Here is an 11,989-nt window from a genome sequence, read left to right on the forward strand (position 1 = left end):
ACACAATTTGATGAGGAGGTATGGTATGCTGGCATTAGACATTCGAAATTTAAATAAGACATACCCAAATTTTCAGTTAAGAGACGTATCGTTTCAACTGGAAAAGGGTTATATTATGGGTTTTATCGGTGCCAATGGCGCAGGAAAAACAACCACGATAAAATCGATCCTGAAAATGATTCATATCGATAGCGGCGAGGTACGCATATTGGGCAAGAATATCGCCGAACAGGAAATCGAATTGAAGCAAGAAATTGGATGCGCATTCGGCGGCATCGATTTCTATACTCGCAGCAAGATGAAAACGTTGACCGGTATCATTAAGAAGTTCTACAAGAATTGGGATGATGAAACCTATCATAATTATCTGAGAAGATTCAAATTGGATGAAAACAAAAAAATTGCCGAACTGTCGACAGGAATGAAAGTAAAGTACAGCCTGGCCCTGGCCCTGTCCCATGGCGCGAAGCTTCTCGTCCTTGATGAACCGACAAGCGGACTCGATCCGGTGGCAAGAGATGATCTGTTGGATATTTTTCAAGAGCTCGTAGTCGATGGTGAAATCAGCATTCTTTTCTCTACTCACATTACATCCGACTTGGAAAAATGCGCGGATTTTATTACCTTCATCGAAAACGGACAAATCATCGCAAGTTCGGAGAAAAACGAATTTATGGAGTCCTATCGTCTACTTAGTGGCAGCGAGAGCCAGTTACACCAAGTGAAGGAACAGTTGATTTCCTACAAAATTAATTCATTCGGTTTTACGGGATTGATCCATTCCAGAGACTTCGATCCCTCTTCCGATGTTAGAGCCGCTACGCCGAGTCTCGAGGAAATCATGATTTATTTCGCAAAAAAGGAGGACATGCATGTATAACTTGGTGATGAAGGATTTGAAATTAGGAGTAAATCCGATGTTCTTCGTCTTTCCTTTCGTAATAGGTGCCTTAATGCTTATTCCCGGTTGGCTGTATTTTCTCGTCCCGCTGTATTTTTGTTGGATCACGATACCGAACATGTTTGCCGGATTTAGAACTCAGAACGATTTGATGTTTACCACGATGATGCCCGTATCCAGGAAAGATATCGTGAAAGCAAGGGTAACCGTTATTGTCATCCTGGAAATATTGCATCTTGTAATTGCCATGATCTATGGCATGATCACGCTTCGCTTATATCCGCATCTAACCTACTATTTCTTCGCACCGCATATGGGTTTTTGGGGACTATGTTTTGTTATGCTCGCGCTCTTCAACATGATCTTTATATCCATGTATTACAAGACAGCGTATAAGTATGGCGGGGCGACGACCGCATCCATTACGGCCACTATGCTTTTTGCCGGCGTTGCTCAATGGATCGGAACCCAGAACTCTGTTATCTCTGACACTTTCAATGGCAGCGGAGTTGACAATACGGCGCTTCAAATATCCATTCTGATCGCAGGAATCGTGATATTTATTGCAATCACCATGATTGCTTATCGAATTGCGGTCAAACGGTTCCTAAAAGTTGAAATCCTATGAACGTATCGATCTCGAATACATCTGAGAAACCGATTTATCAACAGCTTTACGAACAGATCAGCGCCCAAATTCTGAAAGGGGATCTCGAAAGCGGCTATTGTTTACCGCCCATACGACAAGCTGCCCTGGAGCTTCGTGTCAGTGTCATCACCGTAAAGAAGGCTTGGGAAGAACTCGAACGAAGCGGTTTGATCAATACAATTACAGGCAAAGGGTGTTTTGTAGCCGAATTCTCGCCGGATGAGATGCTGCGAATACGCAATGAAATGATCTTGAAGCAAATGGAAAGCGACACATCATACTACAAATCCTTTGGCCTCACCCTGGATGAAGTTATTGAACTGCTGAAAACAGTTTATAAAGGAAAGTAGGACGTCATCTGATGCCATTCGTGAATATTTAGTTGATGCTAAAAGTAAGAATGCGATTGATTTTGGGTGTGGAACTGGTCTTGTCGGATTGAGCCTGTTCAACGATTTTCATTCTATGCTTTTTCTGGATACTTCTGAAATGCGACCGAGCAAGCGCTCAGGACTGCAACCGTACAGAACATGAAGAAGATTGCCCTCCAGCTAGAAAGGAGGTAATTCGGGTAAAGTCCCCTTCCATTTTTACTGATCCTCTCTACAAAATGAAGAGAAACCCTTGCGTCTTAAAAAGACGGGGGTTTCTCGACAATCTGAGGCACCGATTGCGGTGCCTTTTTACATGCCCTTATACTTGCCAGAGTTAAGCTCCGGGTGGTGTCAGTTACAAAACCAGAATATGTCGTACCAGCAAACAATTCCTTTCGAAACAAGAAGATGAAGAACGTTACCGACCCAGTCCTTGTACAAAGCATGACAGTCCAAGCTGAAAGCCTTCAACCGGAATACATTGCTGCAAGTGCCCCGTTAATTCGAGTAACACATAGCCATGCACAAAAGCCCAGACGGCCTGTGTCGCAGATGCAGCCTGAGATTGTCCGACCAGTTTCCCCGTCGCAGTTAGTATAGGAGCAAAAGCTGCGATGGGCGATGAAGACGAGGTATCCTCAATCGGCGGCGTATTCGTGAAAAGGAGCCGATAGAGTTGAGGATGTTGAAGTGCCCACTCGCGATAGGTCATACCCATTGCGTAGATCTGGCGACGCGGGTCTGATTTTGCTAAGGCAGACACCCGCTCTAATTCTGCTGCCAGGAGAAACAGCCCTTTTTCTGCGACAGCACTAAGTAATGCCGACTTCTCATGAAAATGATTATAGAGTGAGGAGGCGCGTACATCTAACAGCGTAGCCAGCCGACGCATAGAAAGTGCCTCGGCACCCTCCCGCTCCAATAGCTCAAACGCACTCTTTACCAGCATATCCTGATCGATCTTCTTTTTATATACCATACTTAACAGTGTACTCCTTACTGGATCCTTTTTCAATCCATATTTATATGAATTGACGAACATTGTTCGTATTGACATTTCCGTTTTTTTGATGTTATTCTTTTAAGGCGTACACTGTTAGTTTTGATCGTGGAACGTGACCATATTGACCCAAATTAGGAGGAACATTCTATGGCAACAACATCTGCATCCAAAGAGAAAACAGTCTTTTCATCTCGTGCCCGCCTTGAAGCTCTGTCTCTTATCGTATCTGGATTTCTGTTTATACTCTACCCGGTACTTCGACCATTCTCCGACGAATCATCCTTGCAAGGCGCTGAAGCTTTCGCTTCCACTGCTTGGGTTCTGGCACATGTACTGGCTATAGTGGCTTTCATCTTGCTCGCTTTGGGCCTGTTGGGTCTGCAAAGTATATTCCAAAAAACAACCGCTGGAGGTCTCACATCTCTAGCGCTTATCTTAACCTGGATCGGAGTCGGATTCACGCTCCCCTACTATGGTGCAGAGACCTTTGGGTTGTATGCGATCGGACAGGAGGCTGTTAAGCAGCAGAGCGTTACGCTGCTGACTTTAGCAGATGCAGTCCGTTTTTCGGAGCCAGCAGTCGTTATGTTCGCAGTGGGGCTCCTTCTGCTTGCAGTTGGTCCCATCCTGGTTGCGATTGCGGTATGGCGATCAGGCACGATGTCGCGATGGAGTGGTTTTCCATTTGCTCTGGGATTTGCGCTCTATCTTCCGCAGTTTTACGGATCCCAAACAATCAGAGTGGCGCATGGACTCCTGGTTGCTCTTGGATGCATCTGGGTCGCATTGAGTATGTTAAGAAGCCAGAAATGGCGTTCACAGCTCTTAAATCGCCCAGCAACTGAGTCGGTAGAGCAAGTTCAATTTGATTGACCCAGGAATGTTGTTTGGAAATATATAAAAGGAGAGTAGAGAGATGTGGCACATTCAGGTGAAGAATTGATTGACCCGATCAGGAACCAACGCATTGTTTTCCGTAGAACGGCAAAAGATACTAATGGCGAGTTGGTAGAGGTTGAGGCTTACTATCAACCAACCTCGGTAGCGCCACCCGCGCACCTTCATCCTCAACAGGAGGAACGCTTCGAAGTCCTGTCCGGCAACATTACTGTACGTTTGAATGGTCGGGAGTATATCTATTGCGCGGGAGAAACTTTTTGCATTCCTGCCGGTGTCGAGCATGCAATGTGGAATGGCAGCGAAACCGAAACCCACCTGCTTTGGCAGACGAGGCCCGCGCTGCACACAGATAACTTCTTTGAGATCATGTGGGGGCTCGCTCAAGAAGGCAAAACGAATAAGGCAGGGGTACCACACATCTTACAACTCGCGGTTATCATGCAAAAGTATCGTCAAGAATTTCGTCTGATCAAGCCTCCGCTCATTATTCAGAAAATCGTTTTTGCGCTTCTGGCACCTCTGGGAAGGCTCTGTGGCTATCGAGCGACACGTGCTCTAAAGGAAGATTAAAGAACGGTTGAAAGTGAGTGCCAGTACTCGCCTGTATAATCGATAAGATGAAGGGAATTTGTTGCTCTACGTGTGGTGCGGTAAACATCAACAAGGATTTAATCATTAAGGCACCCTGTTTCATTGAATACTTTATAAGAACCCGCATAAGATGTAATAAATAAATCTGGTGTGCTCGTTAGCACATATTCAGCAGTGAAAAAAACAGGCGTACGCTTCAGTATAAATAAACAGGTTGAAGGCGAGGGAGAAATCCTGAGCCTTTTTTTGTATTGAAGCTTAATCTCCTTGTGAAGCATCATAAAATAAATCGTGCAAAGAGCCGTTCTCAAAAAGGACGGCTCTTTGCCAACGCAACATCAATATTGTAGGGAATACAAAATGAAGATTGCCTAACGGGGATATCGATAGCAACCGGGGGTTGCGGGGCACTGCAACCAATGCGGTCTTTACTTTTGCATGGGAGTCGGCAAATAATGGCATATAAAGGTTGGAAAGGTGCTGCTGAACGATGATTTTTGGAACGAAGTTAAAGGCGGAAAGAAATAAGATGGAATGGTCTCAAGAGGAATTGGCGGCTAAGCTTTTTGTTAGTCGTCAGTCTGTTTCGAAATGGGAGAACGGCCAAAACTATCCGAGCATTGAAGTCATCATTAACATTAGCGATCTCTTTGGTTTAACGATTGATGAATTATTAAGAAGCGATGAGGAGCTGACAAAAAAAGTGATAAGAGATAGCAAGAAATTGGCCTATCCAAGATTAAAATTAACGTTCGATGTTTTATTTTTAGCCGGTGTTATTCTGCTGGCGATAAAACTGGGTGTTCTCCTTCTGAACGGGATAACTCCACTGGACATTACATTGTTAGGCGGGAAGTTTCTTTGGAATTTTGGACCTTTAGTTCTAATGGTCGTTGGAGGAGCGGGTTCCGGTATACTCAAAGAGAAATATAAAGAGGACTAACCGACTTGGAATAACTAAATATTCATTATTACTTTCCGAAAGGCGAAATTTCCTGTAAAAGAAATTTCCTATTGAAGAAAGTTCCTTTTTATGTTAAATTCAATTCTGTAAACATCTTCTGGAGAGTGCATAATTTTTACAGGGGGGGATATGGCATGAATGCAACGACTTTGAGCGCACTAGCCGAACCGAATCGAATCCACATCATTGAACTGCTGCGTGACGACGGTGCGCTATCGATGGGGGAGATTGCCGAGCAACTGGGACTCAGGCTGCCTCAATCTTCCAAGCATCTCCGCGTACTTACGGAAGCCGGGCTGGTCAACGTGCAGGCCATCGCCAATCGTCGAATCTTTCAATTAAAGACGGAGCGATTCACAGAATTGGACAACTGGGTACAAACATTTCTCAGTAATAAGGAAGAACAATACGAACGCTTCGATCAGTATTTGAACAAACTCAAAGGAAAATGAAAGGAGCAATTGCGATGAACAAAGCAACGATTATTTCTGAATCCGGAAAACAGGAGATCATCATTCGCCGAATATTCGATGCGCCCCGCGAGCTTGTTTTCAAGTCATGGACCGATCCGGAATCCATACCGGAGTGGTGGGGGCCAAGTCGGCTCACGACCTCGGTGGACAAGATGGAAGTGAGGAAGGGAGGGATATGGAGGTATATCCAGCGTGACAGCAATGCGAATGAGTACGTGTTTAATGGGGTTTATCACGACGTTGTTTCACCTGAACGGCTTATCCATACCTTTGAGTTCGAAGGCATGCCTGGTCAGATTGGCCTTGTCACGGTAACGTTCGAAGACGAACCAGAAGGCAAAACGATGTTTACGGAAACCTCCCTTTACCCGTCCGTAGAAGCTCGTGAAGCTGTTCTTCAATCGGGGATGGCGGAGGGAGCCACTGAGCTGATGGACCGTTTTGCTGAACTGCTTGCGAAAAGGCAAGCTCTTTAAAGAGGTAAAGGAAGGCAATACCCCTCCTCCACGCAAGAATATGTTGGAATTCAAGGCGCTGAGCGATAATGGGAAAATGTCATTCAAGTCATATCGTTGATTTCGAATTACGGGCGGGTATTTGTGAAAAGTTTATTTTCGATTAAGGAGGCGAGGATAATGACAAACAAAATTTCAAAAATTCGGATTTGGGCAGCACGAATGATGAGCGGATTTGTAATTTTGTTTATGATGGTTGACAGTATAAACAAATATATTAAATCTGAATCTGTTGTGGAAGGAACACTAAAACTTGGATATTCCGAACATCATATTATTTTGAATGCAACCCTCGGACTGCTTTGTACGATTCTTTACGCCTTTCCTCGCACATCTATGTTAGGGGCAGTGGTGCTGACCGGATATTTTGGAGGAGCGATTGCTTCTCATATGCGCATAGATGACCCGCTATTTGCCTATATCCTGTTTCCGTTCTATCTTGCTGTCTTAACCTGGGGAGGAATTTGGTTAAGGAATGAAAAAGTGCGCAAACTCATTCCATTTCAAAATAAGGATTGATAAATGGGATAGTGTGCTCCATATGAAACGCAACAACATGCGGAATTTTAATGAAATAAGTTTGTTCAAAAAAATTAATTTGAAAGGATGATTGAAAATGGGAAAATTAACACCTTACATTATATCTGAGAATGCGAGGTCTCAAGCTGAATTCTACATTCAAACACTCGGTGGTGAGATTTTGTCCTTAATGACACATGAACAGTCAATGGGAGCCCAGCATGAGAGCAAGGATAAAGTCATGCATTTGAGTATGGTTGTTTCCGGAGAAAATTCGATATTTATGGCGGATGTATTCGACGAGCCGTTTACGAACGGGTCCAGCGTCTCGCTCAGCATTGCATACTCAACGGAGTCTGAAGCTAGTGAAGCGTTTGTCAAGCTTGCGGCTGGCGGCAAAGTGAAATATCCGATCGAAATGCAGCCTTTTGGCTTGTTCTTCGGAGAACTCACAGATAAATACGGCGTAAGATGGATGATTACCACCGAGCCGAAAGCAAACGAATAACAAGCAAGTCCTTACGGAGCGCCGTCTGCAGAGCAGGCGGCGTTGGTTTTGGTTTATGGCTGTTTTAAGGTCTGGCGCGGGGCGTAACCCATCAAATTCCACGGTCATTCAGAGAATGAAAGAGATTGAACCTGCCCTAGAGAAAGCATCCAGAAAAAATACGATATTGTATTTTCGTTTGTCCAAGTTTCCTTGATTTTTCCATAAGGAAGCTTTTTGCTTTGCTGCGATTAATATTTAGCAGGGCTAAATTTCTTTCATAATTCTTTCAGAGCGATTTGGTATGCTTCCAATGGGAGTTTCGCAATGATGAAGGGGAATGAGGGAGCGGATATATGTTGTTATCTATTAAATGGCGAAAGACGGTTCGCCTTGCATTGGTGTTTGTGTTGTTGTTCAGCGTAACAGTTCCATTCAGTCACCACTCAGCAGATGCAGCGCATCAAGAGGTTGGCAGTCGTGAGCTTGTACGAATCGCTGCGGGAGGCTCTCATTCGCTCGCGTTAGATTCGGACGGCACCGTCGTCGCATGGGGAAATAACGCCCATGGTCAAAGCAGCGTTCCGGATGGACTGACCGGCGTGATGTCGGTCGCTGCGGGAGGAAATCATTCACTCGCGTTAAAATCGGACGGCACTGTCGTCGCATGGGGATTCAACTTTAGCGGTCAGACGACGATTCCGAATGGCTTAGCCGGTGTGGTGTCGATCGCGGCGGGAGAACACCATTCGCTTGCATTGAAAGCGGACGGCACCGTCGTCGCATGGGGAGAAGACTCCAATGGTGAAAGCAGCGTTCCTGGTGGATTGAGCGAAATTGTGGCGGTCGCCGCAGGGGATCGTCATTCGCTCGCGTTAAAATTGGATGGTTCTGTCGTCGCTTGGGGGAAAAACGCGCATGGTCAAACAGCAGTTCCGAATGATTTAACCGGCGTGATAGCAATCGCTGCCGGGAGCGAACATTCACTCGCGCTGAAAGCGGACGGCACCGTAGTAACATGGGGAGATAATCCTTCTGGTGACATGACCGTGCCGGCTGGCTTAACCGGTGTGGTGTCGATCGATGCGGGAGGCTATAATTCATTGGCATTAAAATCGGACGGCGCCGTCATCGCATGGGGATTTAACAATGCGGGTCAAACGATCGTTCCGGGTGGACTGAGAGGCGCGGTAGCGATTGCCGCGGGTGGAATACATACACTCGCGTTGCAAGCGGACGGCGCAGTGGTCGCATGGGGAAGCAATTATAATGGTCAAACGGCCATTCCGGCGGGTCTGGCAGCGGGCCTTTCTTCACCGATCAAAGGAAACGGGATTGCTGCAGGTTTAGGTCATTCTCTCGCACTGAGGTCGGATGGCACCGTCAGCGGATGGGGGTACGGTGTTGGGGGTGCATCGTCTGTGCCGACTGGACTAACCGGCGTGGTATCTCTCGCTGCCGGAAGATATCATTCGCTTGCGCTTCAATCGAACGGCACTGTCGTCGCATGGGGATCCAACAATTATGGTCAGCTTAATGTTCCGGCTGGTCTAACCGGGGTGACGGCGATTGCCGCTGGGGGTTATCATTCGCTTGCGTTGAAATCAGACGGCACGGTTGTTGCATGGGGTGGAAACGGTAGTGGTCAAAGCAGCGTTCCGGCGGGACTAACTGGCGTGGTGGCGATCGCCGCCGGCGACGAACATTCACTGGCACTGCTATCGGATGGCACCGTCGTCGGGTGGGGAGCCGACTTCTTAGGTCAAGCTACCGCTCCGGCGGGACTAACGGACGTGGTAGCCATCGCCGCTGGATGGGAGCATTCACTTGCGCTGAAATCGGATGGAACCGTCGTCGGATGGGGAATCAACTACGATGGTCAAAGCACCGCGCCTGCGGGACTAAGCAGCGTGGTGGCGATCGCTGCCGGATACAGCTTTTCACTCGCGCTAAAATCAGACGGCACCGTCGTCGGATTCGGCGCTAACGCGCATGGTCAATTGAACATGGGAGGACTAAGCGGAGTAGTTGCGATCACCGCGGGGGCCTTTCATACGCTAGCACTGAAATCGGACGGTACTGTCGCCGGATTCGGGAGAAACGACAATTCCCAAAGGACCATTCCAGGCAACAACAATCTGAGCGCTTTAACGCTGCAAGAGGGGGCTGAATTCACGGAAAATTTCCAATCCTCCGTCACCTCCTACACCTATTATTATGACGGTCAATCGTTGAGTAGTGTCCAGATAACGGCAAAGCTTCCTAATGGAGCCCAATCGGAGTTGTATGTGAATAAAGAGTTGGTCATGAGCGGCGATACCGTGACGATTAATCTTGGGGGGGCAGCGTCGGACATCGACATCCCGGTTCGGGTCGAGCCGTATTTTCTGCCTGGCAAAACCTATACGATTACGTTAGCGATCGACTCCACGGTCCCCGATGTGCAATTTGGCACCAATGGCCGGGCCGAGGCGGCGGCATCCGCATCCAGTGCGGTCACGGTGAGCGATACCCAAAGCGGTGTCGATGCCGATTCCTTGCAATATGCATGGACCCGGAGCACAGCGGTTCCGACGGGCGGTTGGTCGGCCTTCAGTGATGGAGATACGTTAAGTCAAACAAGCGGTGACGGGAACTGGTACCTGCACATTCGAGCGACTGATAAAGTGGGCAATGTGGTCGATAAAGTGTCGAATGCTTTTGTTCTGGATAACACCCCGCCTATGGCGGCGGTTTCCAGCCCGGCAAGCGGTACGGTAAACGCAGCTTTTCCGGTGACCATCGCCTTTAACGAGGACGTCAACGGGTTTACGGAGGATGACCTGGTCATTGGCAATGGAGCGGTATCGGACTTCGTTTCAGTGACCTCGTCGACTTACACGGCAACCATTAACCCGACAACCAGCGGTCAGGTTGTGACCGTTAAGGTTGCTGCAGGAGCAGCAGCGGATGCGGCCGGAAATGGCAATACCGAATCCAATATATTGAACGTGCTGTATGACACGACCAAGCCGGTTGTGACCTTCGGCGGCTTTACAGACCGCCAGCGATTTATTGCGCCGCCTGCAGATGTTGCCATTTCTGTTACTGAAGCCGTGTATTGGATCGCAGACGGAGCAGAATTGACTCCGGCGAATGCGCTGTCGCTGATCAGCATGAAGAAGGACGGCGGGGTATTCGCAGCCTATACGCCAAGCTTTGACGAGCTTTCCCGGACGTTTACCTTAAGCTTTAACGACTTGCTCGAAGATGGCGATTACGAGGTGCTGGTTGCCGGGAACGTGGTCAGGAACGTCAACCACAATACGCTTGACGCCACAAGTGCAAGCTTTACCGTAGCTGTTCCTGAGATTACGGGAATCTCCGCCGATCCAACAAGCCTGACAAGCAGCGGAGGCAGCACACGGGTTGCAATAACAGGCAGCAATCTAAGCGGCCAGACCATTAAGGTCCATATAGACGGAGTTGAAGCTGCTGCGGCCAATGTTCTTAGTGATACGAGCGCAGAAGCCACGGTAACTCTTCCATCAAACGCGACGCAGGCCGTTAAAGATCATCTCGTAACGATCTATCTAAACGGCGTGGAAGTGACAGGCCAATCCGCTGTGGTTAGCGTGAACGCAGCACCACCTCCACCGAAATCCAATAATGCCGATTTGGCTGCATTAATAGTAAATGTTTCGGGTAAGGAACTTGCATTATGGCCTGCTTTCAAGCCTGACATTACCTCATATACAGTCGAGACTGATGCTGAGCAGGCAGAACTGCAATGGACTGCTGGCGATTCAAAGGCGGTTATTCAATTAGCAGACAAGCCGATCGATGGAACGCAGGCGGTTGATCTAAAGCCCGGAGCTAATGTGCTGGTAATTACGGTACAGGCTGAGGATGGAACTGTCAAAAGGTATACGTTAACGATTCAACGGATAGTCATAGATGGGCCTGTTTCACCTTCGCCAGGCAACGGGGGCACGCCAGGAAGTGGTCTTCCATCCGATGATGGAGGTCTTGAGCAGAATGAAGAAGAGAGTCCATCCGTTCCACCGGCGAGCCGGGCATGTGCGTTTCGTGACATCAAAGGCCACTGGGCAGAGTTCCCGATTTGCGAGGCGGCAGACAAGAGCATTGTAGAAGGCGACTCGGTGACGGTATTCCGTCCGCAAGGGCTGGTTACACGAGTGGAGTTTGCGGCTATGATGGTGCGCATACTAGGGAATTCTTCAGGATCGGAAGCGGTCAAGCTTTCCTTCACCGATGCCGATAAGATTCCTGATTGGGCACAAGATGCGGTAAGCCATGCGGTGGAGATCGGGATATTGGAGGGATACCCGGACGGTACGCTCCGGCCGCAGCAGACGGTGAGCCGGTCGGAAATGTCTGCCATCATGGCAAGGGCTATGAAGTGGGAGATTGATCGCACACCGACAACTCCGTTTGCCGATGATGCGGATATTCCGGATTGGGCCAAAGGATACATTCATGCTGCTGTTCAGCGTGGATTGTTGGAAGGTCGGGAAAGCAATACATTTATCCCGTATGGGCAAGCCACAAGAGCGGAAGCGGCAGTCGTCCTCCTCCGTTTGTGGAATTCATTACAGTAAGCGGGTTCTTAT

General features: G+C 48.0%; 12 protein-coding genes. 11 read left to right on the plus strand and 1 reads right to left on the minus strand.

The genetic code is table 11. The features are described 5' to 3' along the window. Positions 1-25 precede the first annotated feature (25 nt). The 3 genes from IEY46_RS32320 to IEY46_RS32330 are packed head-to-tail and all read left to right on the plus strand — an operon-like array spanning position 26 to position 1,900. Positions 26-880 carry an ABC transporter ATP-binding protein gene (locus tag IEY46_RS32320; protein ID WP_188999344.1) on the plus strand — a complete coding sequence of 285 codons (855 nt, stop codon included), beginning with the start codon at positions 26-28 and terminating at the stop codon, positions 878-880. Continuing rightward, positions 873-1,529 (plus strand): ABC-2 transporter permease, encoded by a 657-nt coding sequence (locus IEY46_RS32325; protein WP_188999347.1) that lies wholly within the window; start codon positions 873-875, stop codon positions 1,527-1,529. The genes IEY46_RS32320 and IEY46_RS32325 overlap by 8 nt, the downstream gene beginning before the upstream one ends. Next, a complete protein-coding gene (locus IEY46_RS32330) occupies positions 1,526-1,900 on the plus strand; it encodes a GntR family transcriptional regulator (RefSeq protein ID WP_188999349.1) in 375 nt (124 codons plus the stop codon). Before IEY46_RS32325 ends, IEY46_RS32330 begins: the two co-directional genes overlap by 4 nt. A 442-nt stretch (positions 1,901-2,342) precedes the next feature. Here IEY46_RS32330 and IEY46_RS32335 read toward each other — a convergent pair whose 3' ends face one another. Next, entirely contained in the window at positions 2,343-2,903 is a 561-nt protein-coding gene (locus IEY46_RS32335) for a TetR/AcrR family transcriptional regulator (RefSeq protein ID WP_188999351.1), read from the minus strand. Positions 2,904-3,074: 171 nt separating this feature from the next. Between IEY46_RS32335 and IEY46_RS32340 the strand changes: the two genes are divergently transcribed. From IEY46_RS32340 to IEY46_RS32375, 8 genes are all read left to right on the plus strand, one after another. Beyond that, positions 3,075-3,800 (plus strand): hypothetical protein, encoded by a 726-nt coding sequence (locus IEY46_RS32340; protein ID WP_188999353.1) that lies wholly within the window; start codon positions 3,075-3,077, stop codon positions 3,798-3,800. Between the two features lie 45 nt (positions 3,801-3,845). Continuing rightward, positions 3,846-4,397 carry a cupin domain-containing protein gene (locus IEY46_RS32345; protein WP_188999356.1) on the plus strand — a complete coding sequence of 184 codons (552 nt, stop codon included), beginning with the start codon at positions 3,846-3,848 and terminating at the stop codon, positions 4,395-4,397. 511 nt (positions 4,398-4,908) lie between these two features. After that, entirely contained in the window at positions 4,909-5,361 is a 453-nt protein-coding gene (locus tag IEY46_RS32350; protein ID WP_188999359.1) for a helix-turn-helix domain-containing protein, read from the plus strand. A gap of 155 nt (positions 5,362-5,516) precedes the next feature. After that, the gene (locus IEY46_RS32355; RefSeq protein ID WP_188999362.1) at positions 5,517-5,834 is read left to right on the plus strand and encodes an ArsR/SmtB family transcription factor; all 318 of its coding nucleotides are present in this window, start codon (positions 5,517-5,519) and stop codon (positions 5,832-5,834) included. Between the two features lie 14 nt (positions 5,835-5,848). Further along, positions 5,849-6,331 (plus strand): SRPBCC family protein, encoded by a 483-nt coding sequence (locus tag IEY46_RS32360; protein WP_229750697.1) that lies wholly within the window; start codon positions 5,849-5,851, stop codon positions 6,329-6,331. A 159-nt stretch (positions 6,332-6,490) separates the two neighbouring features. Then, positions 6,491-6,889, plus strand: a complete 399-nt coding sequence (locus IEY46_RS32365) for a DoxX family protein (RefSeq protein WP_188999366.1) — start codon at positions 6,491-6,493, stop codon at positions 6,887-6,889. A gap of 97 nt (positions 6,890-6,986) precedes the next feature. Beyond that, complete coding sequence (locus tag IEY46_RS32370; RefSeq protein ID WP_188999369.1) at positions 6,987-7,397, plus strand: VOC family protein; 411 nt, start codon at positions 6,987-6,989, stop codon at positions 7,395-7,397. Between the two features lie 335 nt (positions 7,398-7,732). After that, positions 7,733-11,977: an RCC1 domain-containing protein gene (locus IEY46_RS32375; protein WP_188999372.1), complete on the plus strand. Its 4,245-nt coding sequence runs from the start codon at positions 7,733-7,735 to the stop codon at positions 11,975-11,977. The last annotated feature ends 12 nt before the right edge of the window (positions 11,978-11,989 follow it).

Source organism: Paenibacillus nasutitermitis (assembly GCF_014641075.1).
GTDB lineage: Bacteria > Bacillota > Bacilli > Paenibacillales > Paenibacillaceae > Paenibacillus_Z > Paenibacillus_Z nasutitermitis.

Coding starts and splice junctions, on each gene's coding strand:
- IEY46_RS32320 (WP_188999344.1), top strand. CDS start 26: ATGCTGGCATTAGACATTCGAAATTTAAATAAGACATACCCAAATTTT.
- IEY46_RS32325 (WP_188999347.1), top strand. CDS start 873: ATGTATAACTTGGTGATGAAGGATTTGAAATTAGGAGTAAATCCGATG.
- IEY46_RS32330 (WP_188999349.1), top strand. CDS start 1,526: ATGAACGTATCGATCTCGAATACATCTGAGAAACCGATTTATCAACAG.
- IEY46_RS32335 (WP_188999351.1), bottom strand. CDS start 2,903: ATGGTATATAAAAAGAAGATCGATCAGGATATGCTGGTAAAGAGTGCG.
- IEY46_RS32340 (WP_188999353.1), top strand. CDS start 3,075: ATGGCAACAACATCTGCATCCAAAGAGAAAACAGTCTTTTCATCTCGT.
- IEY46_RS32350 (WP_188999359.1), top strand. CDS start 4,909: ATGATTTTTGGAACGAAGTTAAAGGCGGAAAGAAATAAGATGGAATGG.
- IEY46_RS32355 (WP_188999362.1), top strand. CDS start 5,517: ATGAATGCAACGACTTTGAGCGCACTAGCCGAACCGAATCGAATCCAC.
- IEY46_RS32360 (WP_229750697.1), top strand. CDS start 5,849: ATGAACAAAGCAACGATTATTTCTGAATCCGGAAAACAGGAGATCATC.
- IEY46_RS32365 (WP_188999366.1), top strand. CDS start 6,491: ATGACAAACAAAATTTCAAAAATTCGGATTTGGGCAGCACGAATGATG.
- IEY46_RS32370 (WP_188999369.1), top strand. CDS start 6,987: ATGGGAAAATTAACACCTTACATTATATCTGAGAATGCGAGGTCTCAA.
- IEY46_RS32375 (WP_188999372.1), top strand. CDS start 7,733: ATGTTGTTATCTATTAAATGGCGAAAGACGGTTCGCCTTGCATTGGTG.